General features: G+C 51.2%; 21 protein-coding genes and 1 riboswitch. Of the genes, 11 read left to right on the top strand and 10 right to left on the bottom strand.

The genetic code is table 11. The features are described from left to right. Nucleotides 1–147: 147 nt before the first annotated feature. Nucleotides 148–459 (top strand): hypothetical protein, encoded by a 312-nt coding sequence (locus tag ET33_RS24240; protein WP_036687973.1) that lies wholly within the window; start codon nucleotides 148–150, stop codon nucleotides 457–459. Between the two features lie 323 nt (nucleotides 460–782). On the opposite strand, the gene ET33_RS24245 is transcribed toward ET33_RS24240, so the two are convergent. The 6 genes from ET33_RS24245 to ET33_RS24265 form a co-directional block, all read right to left on the bottom strand. Then, entirely contained in the window at nucleotides 783–983 is a 201-nt protein-coding gene (locus ET33_RS24245) for a hypothetical protein (protein ID WP_036687976.1), read from the bottom strand. Then, a complete protein-coding gene (locus ET33_RS24250) occupies nucleotides 980–1,393 on the bottom strand; it encodes a HAMP domain-containing protein (RefSeq protein ID WP_036687979.1) in 414 nt (137 codons plus the stop codon). Before ET33_RS24250 ends, ET33_RS24245 begins: the two co-directional genes overlap by 4 nt. Nucleotides 1,394–1,492: 99 nt before the next feature. After that, nucleotides 1,493–1,648: a hypothetical protein gene (locus ET33_RS40455; protein ID WP_327204068.1), complete on the bottom strand. Its 156-nt coding sequence runs from the start codon at nucleotides 1,646–1,648 to the stop codon at nucleotides 1,493–1,495. 84 nt (nucleotides 1,649–1,732) lie between these two features. Further along, nucleotides 1,733–1,966: a sulfurtransferase-like selenium metabolism protein YedF gene (yedF, locus tag ET33_RS24255; RefSeq protein WP_036687982.1), complete on the bottom strand. Its 234-nt coding sequence runs from the start codon at nucleotides 1,964–1,966 to the stop codon at nucleotides 1,733–1,735. Then, nucleotides 1,956–3,164 (bottom strand): selenium metabolism membrane protein YedE/FdhT, encoded by a 1,209-nt coding sequence (gene yedE, locus ET33_RS24260; RefSeq protein ID WP_036687986.1) that lies wholly within the window; start codon nucleotides 3,162–3,164, stop codon nucleotides 1,956–1,958. Before yedE ends, yedF begins: the two co-directional genes overlap by 11 nt. Nucleotides 3,165–3,547: 383 nt before the next feature. Continuing rightward, nucleotides 3,548–3,775, bottom strand: coding sequence for a helix-turn-helix domain-containing protein (locus ET33_RS24265; protein WP_036687989.1), 228 nt, complete (start codon nucleotides 3,773–3,775; stop codon nucleotides 3,548–3,550). A gap of 171 nt (nucleotides 3,776–3,946) precedes the next feature. Between ET33_RS24265 and ET33_RS24270 the strand changes: the two genes are divergently transcribed. Further along, the gene (locus ET33_RS24270) at nucleotides 3,947–4,189 is read left to right on the top strand and encodes a hypothetical protein (protein ID WP_036687992.1); all 243 of its coding nucleotides are present in this window, start codon (nucleotides 3,947–3,949) and stop codon (nucleotides 4,187–4,189) included. Nucleotides 4,190–4,266: 77 nt separating this feature from the next. Beyond that, on the top strand, nucleotides 4,267–4,917 hold the full coding sequence (locus ET33_RS24275) for a hypothetical protein (protein WP_036687995.1): 651 nt from the start codon (nucleotides 4,267–4,269) through the stop codon (nucleotides 4,915–4,917). A gap of 30 nt (nucleotides 4,918–4,947) precedes the next feature. Here ET33_RS24275 and ET33_RS24280 read toward each other — a convergent pair whose 3' ends face one another. After that, nucleotides 4,948–5,256 (bottom strand): hypothetical protein, encoded by a 309-nt coding sequence (locus tag ET33_RS24280; RefSeq protein WP_036687998.1) that lies wholly within the window; start codon nucleotides 5,254–5,256, stop codon nucleotides 4,948–4,950. A 168-nt stretch (nucleotides 5,257–5,424) separates the two neighbouring features. Here ET33_RS24280 and ET33_RS24285 point away from each other — a divergent pair, with 168 nt between their 5' ends. The 3 genes from ET33_RS24285 to ET33_RS24295 all read left to right on the top strand — a co-directional run bounded on the left by ET33_RS24285 (nucleotide 5,425) and on the right by ET33_RS24295 (nucleotide 7,495). Beyond that, on the top strand, nucleotides 5,425–6,015 hold the full coding sequence (locus tag ET33_RS24285; protein WP_036688001.1) for a MarR family winged helix-turn-helix transcriptional regulator: 591 nt from the start codon (nucleotides 5,425–5,427) through the stop codon (nucleotides 6,013–6,015). A gap of 108 nt (nucleotides 6,016–6,123) precedes the next feature. Beyond that, nucleotides 6,124–6,606 (top strand): hypothetical protein, encoded by a 483-nt coding sequence (locus ET33_RS24290; RefSeq protein ID WP_036688003.1) that lies wholly within the window; start codon nucleotides 6,124–6,126, stop codon nucleotides 6,604–6,606. Nucleotides 6,607–6,628: 22 nt separating this feature from the next. After that, nucleotides 6,629–7,495 carry an SDR family oxidoreductase gene (locus ET33_RS24295; RefSeq protein ID WP_036688005.1) on the top strand — a complete coding sequence of 289 codons (867 nt, stop codon included), beginning with the start codon at nucleotides 6,629–6,631 and terminating at the stop codon, nucleotides 7,493–7,495. 61 nt (nucleotides 7,496–7,556) lie between these two features. Here ET33_RS24295 and ET33_RS24300 read toward each other — a convergent pair whose 3' ends face one another. Then, on the bottom strand, nucleotides 7,557–7,787 hold the full coding sequence (locus ET33_RS24300) for a hypothetical protein (protein WP_036688008.1): 231 nt from the start codon (nucleotides 7,785–7,787) through the stop codon (nucleotides 7,557–7,559). A gap of 380 nt (nucleotides 7,788–8,167) precedes the next feature. Here ET33_RS24300 and tnpA point away from each other — a divergent pair, with 380 nt between their 5' ends. The 4 genes from tnpA to ET33_RS24325 all read left to right on the top strand — a co-directional run bounded on the left by tnpA (nucleotide 8,168) and on the right by ET33_RS24325 (nucleotide 12,421). Continuing rightward, a complete protein-coding gene (gene tnpA / locus ET33_RS24310; protein ID WP_036688012.1) occupies nucleotides 8,168–8,566 on the top strand; it encodes an IS200/IS605 family transposase in 399 nt (132 codons plus the stop codon). 4 nt (nucleotides 8,567–8,570) lie between these two features. Next, nucleotides 8,571–9,626, top strand: coding sequence for an RNA-guided endonuclease InsQ/TnpB family protein (locus tag ET33_RS24315; RefSeq protein ID WP_036688014.1), 1,056 nt, complete (start codon nucleotides 8,571–8,573; stop codon nucleotides 9,624–9,626). A 391-nt stretch (nucleotides 9,627–10,017) separates the two neighbouring features. Next, nucleotides 10,018–10,117: riboswitch (purine riboswitch) on the top strand. A 77-nt stretch (nucleotides 10,118–10,194) separates the two neighbouring features. Continuing rightward, nucleotides 10,195–11,628, top strand: a complete 1,434-nt coding sequence (locus ET33_RS24320; RefSeq protein ID WP_036688016.1) for an NAD(P)/FAD-dependent oxidoreductase — start codon at nucleotides 10,195–10,197, stop codon at nucleotides 11,626–11,628. A gap of 169 nt (nucleotides 11,629–11,797) precedes the next feature. Beyond that, nucleotides 11,798–12,421 carry a uracil-DNA glycosylase gene (locus tag ET33_RS24325; protein WP_051775571.1) on the top strand — a complete coding sequence of 208 codons (624 nt, stop codon included), beginning with the start codon at nucleotides 11,798–11,800 and terminating at the stop codon, nucleotides 12,419–12,421. 110 nt (nucleotides 12,422–12,531) lie between these two features. On the opposite strand, the gene ET33_RS24330 is transcribed toward ET33_RS24325, so the two are convergent. Continuing rightward, the gene (locus ET33_RS24330; RefSeq protein ID WP_036688018.1) at nucleotides 12,532–13,005 is read right to left on the bottom strand and encodes a hypothetical protein; all 474 of its coding nucleotides are present in this window, start codon (nucleotides 13,003–13,005) and stop codon (nucleotides 12,532–12,534) included. A gap of 225 nt (nucleotides 13,006–13,230) precedes the next feature. Here ET33_RS24330 and ET33_RS24335 point away from each other — a divergent pair, with 225 nt between their 5' ends. Further along, a complete protein-coding gene (locus ET33_RS24335) occupies nucleotides 13,231–14,493 on the top strand; it encodes a Glu/Leu/Phe/Val family dehydrogenase (RefSeq protein ID WP_036688021.1) in 1,263 nt (420 codons plus the stop codon). 476 nt (nucleotides 14,494–14,969) lie between these two features. Here the strand turns inward: ET33_RS24335 and dapA are convergent, their stop codons facing one another. Then, the gene (dapA, locus tag ET33_RS24340; RefSeq protein WP_036688024.1) at nucleotides 14,970–15,860 is read right to left on the bottom strand and encodes a 4-hydroxy-tetrahydrodipicolinate synthase; all 891 of its coding nucleotides are present in this window, start codon (nucleotides 15,858–15,860) and stop codon (nucleotides 14,970–14,972) included. Nucleotides 15,861–15,938: the final 78 nt, after the last annotated feature.

A 15,938-nucleotide genomic window follows, 5' to 3' on the forward strand; every position in this document is an offset into this window, starting at 1 on the left:
GTTCTTTTCATAATGAGGCAACTTGGATCTAGAAGTGATTTAGCGGGTCAGAGGATTTGTTATTGAGTGGAAGATCAAAATTTCTCATATAATGGTGCCACGGCTATGCGGAATATGTTTAGCGATGAAGGATGGTGATAAATTGTTTTGAAACGAAAGTTATTATTATGGATATCTATAATTTTACTAGTAATTACGGCAGTTACATTGCTTTTTAGCCATAATCAATTGGAAGAGAAACATGAAGAAGAGATAAGAAGGGTTATATCATCTAATGGAGGGGGAGTAGTAAAAATCGAAAGGGTGGAGCCCGAAGATAGCCCTTTTGCAGATGATTTTAACAAGAGCAATGTTGTTTATAAAATAACCTATCATAAAAGAGTGCAAAACAAGGGGGATGCGATTGAATTTTACTCTATTGGTTGGTCTTCCAATTTTAAACATGATGTATCTTATTAATAACTACATGCTAGGTTACAAATCTAGAACATCAGTATTTTTGGCAATCATATTTTAATGTACTGTTTTTTTTACTTTCGTTATATGCAATTGGATTTTCGCACCAACTACTCCTTGAAGTGATGGTGTTTATTGCTCTTTATGGATGGATAGCTAAACGAAAAGTATAGCTGCTCAGTAGGAAGCGGGGGAAAATCAATTTTCCAGGGGCCACAGATGTTGCCAGCGGGATTTTTAAAGGCTTATTCCAACTTGAACGACGAGGTGTGAGGATATGGACGGCTCTATATGCCGTATAGAAGGCTGCGCAGGTATGTTATTTATCAGCTCTGTCTTCTTCTTCGTTTACCAAGACAATAAGTTGGTCTATGGTAATTGGACGTATGGATGGCTTGATTGCCCTGCAGCGCGGCTTCCTCCGTCATTTGGATCGCATTGAAGACGTCTCCAGACTTGGCAGCGGTCTGCTGGGCGTTCAGGGCAATCATCCCGATAATTTTCGGAGCTATGCCCGACCGCTTCATTCTGCGTTTCCGTTCCGCTCGCGACCTCCCGTACCGTGGCCGCAATATGCTCGGATGCGGCTCGTTTCCTCGGCGCGGACGCTGAGTTGGACCGCATACGCCGCGAACCGTTCCGCATGAGCGCCAACCTGCCGCACAAGTCCCTGCAGGTGCCGGACCATATGATTAAGCGACGAAGCCAGCTCTTGAAACTCGCCTCCCGACCGGATCGCAAGCTGCTTGGTCAAATCCCCTTCCCCCTCGGCAATTTCTTTCAGCTGCCTATTAACCATGACAAGCGGCTTCGAAACCCGCGAGGCTACGATCAGGCCGAAAACAAGGGCAATTCCAATGGCCGCGGCGCTGGGCGTTACGATGAGCTGCTGGGTGGAGGCGACACGGGCTGCATTGGTTTCATAGGCATGGCGCATCGCTTCTTCCTGCCGGTCCACGATGATTTTAGCTTTGATTTCCGTGCCTGCCGGCAGCGCCTCCTGGCTGACGACCCCGCGCCTGCTTCGGGTTCGTTTTCAGCAAGGCGACCACTTTGTCTGTGCTCTTTTGCAGCGTTCGGTTCCATTTGGTAATTTGTGTTGACTTGGAAATGATACCTCAAATGTCGTACCAACGCCTTGCTCGCTATGCACGGTAATCGTGCCATCATGTTTTTCAATAATTGTTTCCACGATGGACAGGGAGGACGTTAGCCGAAGCTACAATAAGAAAAAGGATCGGGCCGCGAATGATTCGCTCCCAATCCTTTGGTTTTTTTAGGCCTGAATATAAAAGTTTAAATCCTGCCCATTTTTGACGGGTTCCTGCGCGAACGTATAGCCGTGCTTGACGACTTCTTCCGGGATGTTGCGGAAAGCCGCCGGACAGTCGACAATGACACGAAGCAGCTCCCCCTTCTTCATGTCCCGCAATGTTTCCAGCGTATAAATAACAGGGTATGGACAAGATTCCCCTCTAAGATCCAACGTGAAATCAACTTCAACCGACATTGTTATAGTCCCCTTTCTTGAATCCAACGCCGAAGCGGTAATTTTTTTGCCAGTATACGGCTACGGCATATCCGATTCCCAGCAAGATCAATGTCACCAGCAGCGCGCCGACCGGCCCCATGTTCGTGAGCAGATTGATTTTGGCGCCGCTTTGCACGAGAACGTTGTAGACACCGAGATGATCCCAAGCGTAGGCGAGGGCCGTGGCCCCGATAATGTTGCCGATAAATACGGGTAAGAACACGACTTGTCCTTCCATCAGCCGGTACATCATGCCTGTCTCGCAGCCGCCAGCCAGTACGATGCCGATGCCGAACAGCACGCCGCCGATAAATGTGCTTGGCGCGGCGATCTTGGTAATCGGGTCCAAACCGTAAATCAGGATGATTAGCAGTGTCGCCACGGAACTAATTGCCATGCCGACCGTGATTGCTTTCGTCATAGTGGCCCGCCCGCTGATCCATAGATCGCGGAACGCAGATGTAAAGCAAATCTGCCCTCTTTCAATCAAAATGCCGAATGCAGCCCCGAATAGAGCAACTACGCCCAACATCATGCGGCCGGAGATAAAAAAGTAAACGATAAGACCTGCATATAACAAAGCAATGACGGTCCCTGCAATAGGTTGAATTTTTCTGGTCTTGGCAGCGCTTTGGGCCATATTGCCTTTTTGCAGGACAGGCTTGCCTTTCCACCATCTTGTATTGACGATTTTAACGCCCGCGTAAGTACCGATTGCGGTGGCGATCATAAATATCCAAGCATGAAATGAAAACTGAGGCACGCCAGTGAAAAGGGCAGCCAGATTGCAGCCTAGAGCCAAACGGGCGCCAACACCCGCGATAAATCCGCCAATCAGCCCTTGCAGCAAGCGGCGCTTTTGCTTCGGAACTCTTACCTTAAAATTATTGCTGAGCAAAATCATAATCAAGGCGCCAATGAACATGCCCCACACGATCCAGCCGTCTGTTCTGCTGAAGGTCGTTCCATCCATATGAATCAAGCCATAATAGGCCCAATTGGAAATATCCACGCCGAAAAGCTGTAAAACATGACCTCCCAAACGAGTGAATTCGCCGGTTACGGCCCATACGGTTCCGGTAATTCCGAAGTAGAGTGCGCTCAAAACACCTGCAATTCCCATCGCGGCATAAGGGCTCCAGTAATTGTTGAGCAATTTACCTAACATGTGTTTCATTTTTCTTATCCCTTCAATCTGTCAAAATGCAATCCTTGACCGGTTTGTATGCGGCAACGCACTTCTTATATATACGTGGAGTGAAAATGCCATCTCCATTTTACTACAATCAGCGTCCGTTGTGGGCAGAATCTAGCAAAAGCAGGTCCGGGAGACTTTGGCGATACGACTCATAGCGAAAGAAACCGTGTGCGCTATAAGCTGCTTATTGATGTGTAGGATGCGGGGAAAATCAGATGTTGCCGACGGGATTTCTAGAGGCATATTCCAACTTGAACGACGAGGTGGAAGGGGCCTTTTTTGCATACCTAAAACACCGTCAAGATAGGGTGCACGGAGAAAGTAGATGGCTCTACAGCCATATAGAAGGCTGCGCAGGTATGTTATTTATCGGCTATGTCTTCTTTCTCGTTTACCGAGACAATGAGTTGGTCTACGGTAATATCCAAGGCATCGCAGATTTGTTCCAACGTGCGGATGTATACTCTGTCTACAGAATCAGAACAGAGATGGCTAATGGTTGCGGGGCGCATATTCATTCTTAGTGAGAGCTGCCGCTGGCTAATTCCTCTTTCCTCTAACAGTTCCTTCAATCGAATTTTGATTTTCATATGGTATTCCTCCACTAAAGAGAAGTTACGTTTAACAGTATAACTCACAATTACTATAGCATAAGAATCAAAAGATATCATTGAAACTTACGCTTAAAGGTAATATAATATTTACATACTCTTAAGAGTAAGACTCATAAAAGTATCAAAACATTGGCGGGAGGGATAAGTATGGAAGATGTAGCCAAGCATAAGATCTTGTTAGGTGAAGAAGCTAAGCTGCTGTTGCAGATTCAAACGTGCCAAGAAGTTATTTTCACACTCAAAAGTATTGTTCGTCAGTGTGGAAAATCGTTGCATATGTTGACAATGGAAGATATCCTCACGCTCATTCACCAGATGGAGATGGATTTCCGGGTCGAATTGCTCCATGTGAACCTTGAGCAAGCTAGGCAAGATAGTAAATATCATTAGTTTTGCTGGAGTATAATAGGTCAAAGAGGATAGCTTTCGGCAAAAGAGGCGGAAATTACAACGGGAAGTGATTCGATTTGTCTGATGCATCTAAGGCAATTAACGAGTTGGCGAGAGACCGTCGTTATTCGAAAGAAGAGATGATAAAGAGGCTTGAACATCTAATAACTCAACTTGAATTGGGGCAGCAATTGGAGCTGCACAGTTCGCTTTCGGAAGAGGCCTTAAGCATGATTTATTCTTTTAGAAAAAGATTGGCCGTCGCTCCGGCAGTACAAGAGCATCTCGTATGGCGATACTTTAAGGGGGGAGTCTCGAAAAGTGGCGACAGCATTGACGCAAAGCTGTTTGATGAAATGATTCATGAATTCATTGATTCTGGGTCGCTGGGTGTCGAAAGTATTATTATACAAGTGGTAAAATCGGACATTTTGACAGAGTCGCAACTGGAAAAAGCCAAGTCGGTATTGACAAGCAAAGCTTTTGAAAAGGAGTATCTGGCTTGTTCTTTTCGCAAAAAAATAGATTCAGGGATGATGTTAGATTCCGGGGATATTCATAAATTGCTTGAAATTAGAGCTTATTCCATACTAGAGCTTGCCATTGACAAAAAGGCAGTAACATCTGATGGCCTGAATTGCTTTGTGGCTCCGGGAGAGGGTACATCGGATAAAAAAATGAAATTGAATCTATTCCGAAAAGCGCAGCTAAATAGAACCTTATCCTAGCTATTCTACTACAATGCGACTGGCTCACGTTTAATCGCCGGCCACATAGATCGCTTGAATATGGCTTTGACTCAAGGCATCGATTAAACAGTCCAACGCTGCGTGATACGTGGAATCCATAAACAATCTGATTTGTTTTAAATCTTCGACAAAATGGTGCAGATCGGGTTGGTGAAACCGGATATTCGTCTTGTAGTAATCCTTAATTTTGCTTAAATAGGGATAGCTGCTCCAAAGCGGCGGCATTCCCATGAATATAGCTTCGTGTAAACTACTCGGAATTTCAATGAATCCTGCCCTAGCGCCTTTGTCATCGTATAGGATAATATCCAGTCCCATAGCTCCTCCAAATATCTTGCATGTGATGATGGCTTGCGATAACCTTGCCGAACTGCAGGTTGCAAGCCGATTTTATTTTAATTCGCGGTATCCCCAGATTCAAGCTCAAACTCGCTGAGCAAGAAAAAATTTCTTGACAACAAATTAGTTAGGTGCCATACTATATTCATGGCTAACGATAACAAAGTTTGGAATCAGAATGATGCGATTCCCTCGCTTGTCCAATCGAAGCGTCAGATTGAGCGTTATGGGTTGGATGTTGACGCACAGGCCATCCTTGTTGCTACCAGACTGCTGGCAGCAGGAACGAAGCTTGGGCATGCCTCCGAGGTCCATTTTGCAAGATTCGGTTTATCGACAGGGCGATACCGGGTGCTAGTCGAACTGGAGGATAACGAGGGAGAAGCGTTGCCGTCGCAATTGGCGGAAAATTTAGGTGTTACGCGGGCTACAATGACAGGGCTGATCGACACTCTGGAGCGGGACGGGCTCGTATCCCGCCGGACCAGCGCTCAAGATGGCCGTCAGAGATCGGTCGTTCTGACGGAGGAAGGAGCGAAGAAGCTTCAAGCTATGGCTCCGGAGCACTTCGCGAGGCTGGAAGCGATGGTTGGCCTTCTCAGTATCGAGGAACGCGGCGTATTTCTTGACCTGCTTGGGCGGATAACGCAAGGCATCTCGGCACTTACGGACGAGACGATCGAACCGGACAAACCGGCGGGCGAATCCAAGAGAAAGCAACACAGAAACAAAGGGTAAAACGGGCTAGTATCACTAGCCCATTTTCACCCACATATAGTTAGGTTCCTAATTATGTGTGGCATAAATAAGTGTCGAACAACATGAGCACAAGAAAGGAGCAAGTGCATGAACAGGATGAAATCCGCGGATAAGCGGGGAGGCGCTCCTTACATCGCGTCTGCCGGTTCTCGCGCAAAAAGCTTTGTGCTGTGGCGAGAAGTGGCCATGGCCTATATCTCCCCCGCCGTCATGGCGGGAATCGGAGGATTGGTTACCGCCGACAAGGGTCTTCAAATTGCGGCGCTGACCACCATTGGCGGAGCATCGGCCTTGATCGCCTGGATGCTGGGCCTCTGGCTGCGAAGCGCGGGAGGCAAAAATCGTTGGGTTGCCGGCGCGAATCGCCTGATTGTCACGGGTACTTTTACCTTGGGCGGTATTGCCTTCGGTTTATTGGCTGCCTGGGCGACGACTTATTTGTTCGGGATCATGCGGCCGTTTGATCCTGTGGCTTGGGTTGATCGGGTATGGCTCGATTTCCCAATGTCCGGAGCGATAGCAAGCACGATCATGATCTGGCGCTGGCGGCTCGCCGCAGCCAAAAACTAATTATTCAAAGGAGAAGATAAAGATGATTGTTATTCTTGGAGCAACAGGTACGATTGGCAGTGCGCTTGTGAAACGTTTGGTTGATCTCGGTGTGCCCGCGCGGGCGCTGAGCAGAGAGCCGGAGAAGCTGCGGCATCAGCTTGGGGAGTGGGGCGGATCGATGATTGAGGTCGCGGCGGCCGACGCTACCGATCCTGAGTCGATGCGGCGCGCTTTCGCAGGGGCCAGCCAGCTTTTCCTGGCGATGTCCAACAGTCCGAGACAGGTCGAGATGGAGACCTCGATCATTCGTATGGCAGCCGAAGCCGGAATCGGGCATATCGTAAAAATATCCAGCCCTGCCTACGACCCGAGCGCCCCGGTAGCCGTGGCGGGATGGCACCAAAAAATCGAGAAATTTTTGTCCGAATCCGGGCTCACGCATACCGTGCTGCGTCCTTATGCGTTCATGCAAAACCTACAGCGTCTGGCGCCGACCGTCGTCCACCAAGGGGCTTTCTACGGCTGCATGGGCGAAGCGGCGTGCAATTTCATCGACTGCCGGGATATTGCGGATGTTGCCGCAGAAGCGCTGACCAACCGCGAGGCCGCCGGCCATGTATACACGCTTACCGGGTCGGAGGTTTTCAGTTATCCGCAGATTGCGGACAAGCTGGCTGCCCTGCTCGGCAAGCCGGTCCGGTATATCAATATGGACCCCGAGGCGCTCCGCCGCGATCTGATGGAGTTCGGCCATATGCCTCTGTGGCTTGCGAACCATGTGACGGAAATTCAGTCCATGTCGGTGGCACTGCCGGAAAAGCCTACGGATACCGTGAAGCGTCTGCTCGGAAGAGAGCCGCGCACGCTGGATGCTTTTCTGCGCGAGCATGTGGACATGTTCAAGTAACGTTTACGGCCTGGTGTGCTTCCTTGAGAAGCTGCCCGGGCCGTTTTTTTGCTTACCGGCTTCAAACTTTAAAGCGGTGGATCGATTGCTGAAGCTCTTGGGCCATCTCCAGCAAGTGCCCGGCCGACGCCGCGATTTCCGCCATGGCATCCAGCTGCTTGCCGCTGGCTCCGGCGATATGTTGGGTTCCTTCAGCGTTAGCCGTTGCAGCCGCAGCGATCGATCCGATGGAGCCGGCGATGTGGCCGCTGTCCTCGGCCATTTTGCTTGAGGCGGCGGCCACATCCTCCATCTGCCCGCGGATGCTTCGAGTCTGTTTTCAGCAAGGCGACCACTTTGTCCGCGAATTCGCTCAAATCCGCGTTCGTTCGCTGAGACCCCTGAAAATACTGGCTTTCCTGTACGACGAAGTACGCATTGAGGAAGTTCATCTGCTGCGCGGCGTCGAACTGAATGACGTGGGTATCCAACGCCGCTTGAATATCGCTGCAGGTCAAGTCGGAGTATGAGTGGTTCACGGACCGCAAAGAGTAGAAGGACATGCCGCCGATGACGCCGAGCAGCAGGGGTACTACGAGGAAGCCGATCACAATTTTTGGCGATAGGCAGCTTCGTTATTCTACATTCTTTTTGATTGTTGCAGTTGTATATTCGAACTGATACAATCGGTGTATGGGACAAGAATATAGAAGAACGACAACAACCGTATCACTCATCAACTATCATTTTGTGTTTTGCCCGCGATACCGAAGAAAAGTACTTGTGAGTCAAGTAGAAGCGCGATTTAAAGAGCTTGTGCAAGAGTTGTGCCAGGAAAACGATTGGCTTATGGTTGCGATGGAAGTCATGCCCGATCATGTGCATCTATTCTTAAACGTGCGACCAACGGATTCTCCAGCGGACATTATGGCAAAATTGAAAGGTGCGACCTCGCGATTTTTGCGTCAAGAATTTAAGCACTTGAAGCATCTGCCAAGCCTTTGGACACGTTCCTATTTTGTCAGTACGGCAGGGAATGTTTCGAGCGAAACCATCAAACGTTATGTGGAAGAACAAAAGACAAGGGGGTGAAGCCATGCAAACCGTAACCGTTCAAATTCGAATATTCCCAAACGATGTTTCCCTGCTCAAGGAGATGGGGGGCGAATACATCAAAACGGTCAATCTCCTAACCGAGCAAGCGGAAGCATCGGGCACATTTCCAAAGCTCACCTCCAAGGATGTCGATGCCAAACTTCCATCCGCAGTAAAGAACCAAGCCATTCGAGATGCGCGAAGCATTCATAAAAAGACGAAAAAGCAAGGAAAACGACCGGTTCTCAAGCGCAGAACCTACTACGTAAATAACCAGAACTATTCACTTGGGGAGCAAAGTGTTGCATTTCCTGTTATGTTGGACGAAAAGGTACAGCGACTCAAGATTTCGGCTCGTGTAACGGAACGCGAACAACGTTTGCTATCCAGCGGTAAGCTTGGCCTCTTAAAAGTGGTTGAGAAATCGGGCAAGTGGTATGTACAAATTTCTGTTGAAAGAAAGCCAGAACAAACAACAGGCGATGTCGTGATGGGCATTGACTTGGGCTTAAAAATCCCTGCCGTTGTTGTCACCTCAATAGGTAAGACGAAATTTGTTGGCAATGGCAGACAGAACAAGTACATTCGCCGCAAATACAAAGAGCGTAGAAGAAAGATGGGCAAGTTAAAGAAACTGTCTGCGATCCGTAAGCAAGAAAATAAAGAACATCGCTACATAAAAGACCAGAACCACAAAATCAGCCGTAAGATCGTGAACATGGCGATCGAAGAACAAGTATCGGTCATCAAAATGGAAAAGCTAACGAACATTCGCCAAACGACAAGAACAAGTCGTAAAAACGCTAAAAACTTGCATAACTGGACGTTCCATCAATTGCAAACGTTTATCGCATACAAAGCGGCATTGGCCGGGATCAAAATCATCGAAGTTAATCCAGCCTACACCTCCCAAACGTGTCCAAACTGCGAGAAACGGAACAAGGCAATGGACCGAACGTATCAGTGTTCATGCGGGTATCGCGCACACCGCGACAGAGTTGGAGCTATCAACATCATGCGCCAACCTGCGATAGATGATAACAGTCTATCAGCCTAGATAGCTATACGCTCTGATCTAGGATGAGCTAATGAGCTAGCTCTTAACTTAGCAGTCTGCACAAAACAGAAATGGCCTGCGTGCGTTAACTAGCTAAGAATCCCTCGGCTTTAGCCGTGTTGGAGGCTCAAAGGAACGTCTTCGAAGATAGTGTTAAGTTATTGTAGACATCTCGTGGCCGCAAAAAGGGCGTCGGCGCATTCAGAAGCGGCATGATTCTCGAATGATGGGAATATCAAGCGGATAAAAATAGTAATGTTCGGGATTTCATTTTATATTGGACGAGATCACGGGGAGAATGTATAATTTTTCTGTAAAACACGAACAAAATTAACAGAATCCCTTGACACTGATCTGAAATTCCAGTAACGTAATTTATGTAAACCGAATAAGCGTCTCAGATGAGACTGTTCGTATATCTTCGGCATGACGGGCCGGGGGTCTCTACAAGGAACCGATAATTCCTGGCTACGAGCGGCGGGTTTTCCATACCCGTTCGAGGCCGGGATTTTTTGCGTCTCCGGGCGGGTAGGCACGAGATTATTCGTTCGATGGAGGGAAAGCGAAGATGGGCAAACGCTTTGATGTGATTATTGTAGGAGCCGGACCGGCGGGGATTTTTGCCGCTTATGAGCTGACGTTGAAAGCGCCTCACAAACGCGTTTTGTTAATCGATAAAGGGCACGATATCGACAGCCGCCGGTGTCCGATTCTGGAGGAAAAGATCCGGCTCTGTCCTCCTCCGGCGGGGAAAAAGGAGTACGCAGGCTGTCTGCCGGCCTGTTCGATTACGGCCGGGTTCGGCGGAGCGGGCGCTTACAGCGACGGGAAGTTCAACATTACGACGGAATTCGGCGGATGGCTGACCGATTATTTGCAGCCGTCGCAGGTGCTAGAGCTTATTCGTTACGTCGACAGCCTCAATCTGCGGCATGGCGCTCCCGACACGATCACCGATCCGATGACCGAGGTCGTGCGCTCAATAGAGCAGCGCGGCTATGCGGCCGGACTCAAGCTTTTGCGGGCGCAGGTCAGGCATCTGGGCACCGAGAAAAATTTGCAAATTCTGAAATCGATCAACGATTATTTGAAGCGGCATGTCGAGATGCGGTTCAAGACGGAAGTGGCCGACGTGCTGACGTTGAAAGAAGCGGAAGGCTACCGGGTGCAAGGCGTCGTGCTTTCCAGCGGCGAGGAGTTGGAAGCGGACGCTGTGATCGTCGCGCCGGGACGGGACGGTTCGGCTTGGCTGACGGAAATTCTCCGCAAGCGGCGCATCCCGATGTTCAATAACCAAGTGGACGTCGGTGTCCGGGTGGAGACGGCCGATGTCGTCATGCGCGAGATTAATGAGCATTTGTACGAGGGCAAATTTATTTTCAACACATCGGTCGGCACGCGGGTGCGGACGTTCTGCAGCAATCCGTCGGGGCATGTCGTGGTCGAAAACCACAGCGGGGTGATGGCGGCGAACGGGCATGCTTTCAAGGACCCGGCGCTCGGCTCGCTTAATACGAACTTCGCGCTGCTCGTCTCTCACCGGTTTACTGAGCCGTTCGACAAGCCGAACGAGTACGCGCGGGAAATCTGCAAGCGGGCGAACGATTTGTCGGGCGGCGGCGTGATCGTTCAGAAGTACGGCGACATCATTCGCGGCCGACGCTCGACGGCAGGGCGCATTCAGGAAGGATTTCTGGAGCCGACGCTGAAGGAGGCCGTTCCGGGCGATCTGGGCCTCGTGCTGCCGTACAACACGATGAAAAGTCTGATCGAAATGATCGAGGCGCTCGATAAAGTGACGCCGGGCATTGCATCGGACCATACACTGTTCTACGGCGTGGAGGCGAAGTTCTATTCGGCCCGGCCGAAGCTGAACGCGCAGCTGGAGACGATGATCCGCGGCTTGTACTGCGGCGGCGACGGCGCGGGCGTGACCCGGGGGCTGGCCCAAGCGGGCGCCGCCGGCGTGTGGATGGCACAGTCGATTGTGGAGCGGATGTAGCGGAGCTGACATGGTGGAAGCCGAAGGAGCCGGGGGCTGCTTCGGCTTTTCTAATGACCGGGCTTCGTCTGAGGGAGACATGGAAGACTACACCGCGCCGCATGCATAAACGCAGAACTTCCGGAACATCCTGTAAACCGACAATCCTATCGGGAAGGAAGCCAAATCCATGACCGACAACGATCCAATTGCTCTGCCGGAGGAAGCCGCACCGCCGTATGCGGCCTCCTGCCGGCTATGCGAGCTGGCGAATCAGCGGACTCACGTCATATGGGGGGAGGGCAATTCGGAAGGCCGGATCATCATGTTGCTGGATAATCCCGGGGCGCGGGAGGACCGGGAGGGCCGCGCCTTCGTCTGCGGTACCCGCGCCACGCTGCAGCTCGGTGCGGCAGAGGCGCGGCTCGATATGAACGACGTTTACGTGACCTATGTGTTGAAATGCCGGCCGATACGCAAATACGACAAAGAGGCCGCGAGGAATAGCTGCAGGGCGCACCTGCTTTCCCAGTTGGAGCTGAAGCGGCCGAAGCTCATGATCTGCTTGGGGAACGTGGCGGTACAGGCGTTTTTTCAAGATCCGGAAGCGGAGGTCAAGCGGCTCAGGGGAAGCTGGTACGATATCGGCGGGCTGCCGACGACCGTCAGCTACCATCCGCTTGCCGTCCGGCGCAGGCCGGGGCTTATGCATTTGTTCGTGGAGGACCTGAGACGGGTGGCTGTAAGGTCGGCCGAAACAGGCGCGGCAGCGGTCACCACATCAGGTGGGCCACAGCCGGAGAAGGGGAGCTGACGGATCGAAGAAGTCCGTCTCAGCTTGAAGCGTGAGTTGCTTGCTGTCCGATAGTTGTGATTAGGACATGTCCGCCCTTGGCAGACATGTCCTTCGCAGGTGGGAGGGGGCTATTGCCGCGAGAAGCCTTCCTCCGCTAAATATTCTTCGGCTTCCCCGTACGTTTCGAAGGCCGCTTCGAGATTCAAACCGGCATAGACGCACCACAGCTCGTTCTCGTACAGCAGCATCAAAGTCTGCTTATCCGGACCGATCCAGCGCTCTTCGATCTCCGCATCGCCGGTGACGGCTTGTTCCTTTGCCGTCTTGGGCGCAAGGGAGCGGATCGAGGCTTCGACAATCGAGCGGAGCTCATCTGCGGTGAAGTCCCGGATGTTCACCATCCCCCGCTCATCAATGTCGTAACCGGACAGATGGCCGGCATAGACGAAGCCGTTGCCGTTCGGATGCAAATGATATACAACAGTCTTCTTGTCATAAGCGCTCTGCTCATAGTGATAGTTTACCCGGCCTAAGGACACGTTTTTCCTCTCCAGCTCCGCAAACGATTCGATCACGACAATCTTTTCCTCAAACGTCAGCATGATTTCCTCTTCCCGTCATACAAATTTTGGATGTGCGTCAGCTATATTATACATCATTATTAAAATAAAAATAACATATGATGAAAGGTTTATTAAGGTTTTCTGATAATTTTTCGAATATTGTCAAAAAAAACGGTTGAAAGTGGAAGTCGATACCTATAGAATAAAAAACAACTCATTATTTCAGTATTACGTTAAAGCATAGAAGGAGATGGAGATGAATCGATGACTGTAACTACACTGACTGCCGAAAATCTAAATCCGTTTAAAATCGCCCAAAGGCAAATCGAACATGCGGCTTCTCTACTAAACTTGCCCAAAGAGGCCGTAGAAATTCTGAAACAACCGAAACGGGTACTGTCCGTCACGTTCCCCGTGAAGATGGACAACGGCCAAGTCCGCGTATTTGAAGGCTACCGCTCTCAGCATAACGATGCGGTCGGTCCGACGAAGGGCGGCATCCGGTTCCATCCGGACGTGACGCTGGACGAGGTTAAGGCGCTGTCGATGTGGATGAGCTTCAAATGCGGCGTTGTCGGCCTCCCGTACGGCGGCGGAAAGGGCGGAGTCATCTGCGACCCGCGCGAAATGAGCAAGGGCGAGCTGGAGCGCGTCAGCCGTGGGTTCATGGAAGCGATCGCCGATATCGTCGGACCGGAGAAAGACATTCCGGCGCCGGACGTGTACACGACCCCACAAATTATGGGCTGGATGATGGATACGTTCAGCCGTTTGAAGGGCTTCAACAGCCCGGGCGTCATTACCGGCAAGCCACTGATTATCGGGGGCTCCAAGGGAAGAAACGAAGCGACGGCCCGCGGCTGCGTCTTCACGATTCAAGAGGCGCTGAAGGATATGGGCAAGACGCCGGAAGGCGCAACGGTAGCCATTCAAGGCTTCGGCAATGCCGGCCGGATTGCGGCGAAGCTGCTGTCGGAGCTGGGCTGCCGCATTGTGGCCGTCAGCGACTCGCGCGGCGCGATCCATGACCCGCAAGGACTCGATTTGAACCGCGTGGAACAGTTGAAGGATCAGGGAGACCTGTCCGCATACGGCGCGTCGTTCGCCATTCAACCGGAGAAGCTGCTGGAGCTGGATGTCGATATTTTGGTGCCGGCTGCGCTTGAGAATGTCATTACATCGGCCAATGCTGCACAGATCAAGGCGAGCATCGTGGCTGAAGCGGCCAACGGACCGACGACGCCGGAAGCGGACGAGATTTTGTTCGGCAATGGCGTGAAGGTGATTCCGGATATTTTGGCGAATGCCGGCGGCGTGACGGTTTCCTACTTCGAATGGGTTCAGAACCTGATGAACTATTACTGGAGCGAAGAAGAGGTAAACCTCAAGCTCAAGACGGCGATGACGGAAGCGTATCGCGCGGTTCAAGATCTGGCGACCCAATACAAAACTGACCTGCGTACGGCTGCTTACATGATCTCGATGGAGCGGATTTCCAAAGCGATGGAAGCCCGCGGCTGGGTGTAAGCGTACAGACGGAATCGAATATGTAATAAACCATCGCCGCCGGCGGTCTAGTACCTTACCTTGGTACAGAAGCGCCGGCGGCGATTCGCGTTCCTGAGGTAGTTCGGTTTACTATGTAAAAATGCGGTAAAATATGAATTTGAAACTTATTCGCAGGTTCAATCGTCTAATAGATGACGGCCTTTCTGTCCAATGACATCTGGAGCCGCAATTAGGCACCGTACGCCGGAAGCGGGTGAAGCTTGGCGCTTCTATCGTTGGCGAACCTAAATGATATTGGAGTTGAAGAAATGAAGTTTTTGAAAAACGTTATCCTCATCGTGCTTAGCTGCATCGTTAGCTACTGGCTCGTTGGCGGGGCGTTTGTCGATTTGTTTTCCCGTATGAAACATTAGGTTTGGGTCCGAAAAAGCCCTCCGCTTACAGCGGAGGGCTTTTTCGTGCATCTGACGATTCGTATTGTTCAGACCGTCGATTTATTTTACCGGTTCACCAACTTGGCTCCAATACGCTTCGAGCTCCTGCCGGAGCTTCGAGCTGATGGTGGTCATCGGCAGGCGGAGAGCCTCCGAGGCGATAATACCCCGATGAGCCAGAATCCACTTCACCGGCGCCGGATTCGATTCCTTGAAGAGGAGCTGAATGAGCGGAAGCAATCCTTCGAACGTTTGTTTCGCTCCGTTCGAGTCTCCTTCGGCGAACTGCCGGTGCATTTCTACTAAAGCTTCCGGCACTACGTTGGAGGCAGTGAGGATGCCGCCCTTGGCCCCGCAGCAAAGCATCACATAAGCATAGGAGTCGTCACCGCACAGCACCGGTTTGCTGCTCAAGCGGGACAATTCCGTAAGCAGCTGAATGCCGCCGGAGCTGTCCTTCAGGCCGATCACTCCGTCCAGCTCCAGGATGGCTCCGGCCGTCTGGGCCGTAAGGCCCACCCCGGTACGCGATGGGTTATCGTAGGCGATGACGGGGATGCCGACTTCCGCCGCTTTGCGGAAATGGGCGGCGATGCCTTCCTGGGACGGGCGGTTATAGTAAGGGACAACGACAAGCACGGCATCCGCGCCAAGCTGTCCCGCAAGCTCCGTACGCTTTAGGGTCGAAGCGGTATCGTTCGTTCCGGTGCCGACGATCACCGGCAGCTTCCCGCCGACTGCGTTCTTGGCGGTCTTCACCAAAGCTTCGACTTCTTCCCATGCTACCGTCGGCGATTCTCCTGTCGTCCCGTTGACGACCAGGCCATGGATGCCGCGGTCCGCAAGCCAGCGAACATGCCGCTCGAATGAAGTTAGATCTACGGCGCCGCTGCTGTCGAACGGGGTGACGATCGGGACGTAAACACCAGTTAGCTGCTCTTGGGTTAGCATTTTTTACATTCCTCCATGGAGTTCAAATAATTTTTCCTTGGCTCTACTTTACCATGGTTTGAATCATCGGAGTTAGCT

The sequence above is a fragment of the Paenibacillus tyrphae genome (assembly GCF_000722545.1).
GTDB lineage: Bacteria > Bacillota > Bacilli > Paenibacillales > NBRC-103111 > Paenibacillus_G > Paenibacillus_G tyrfis.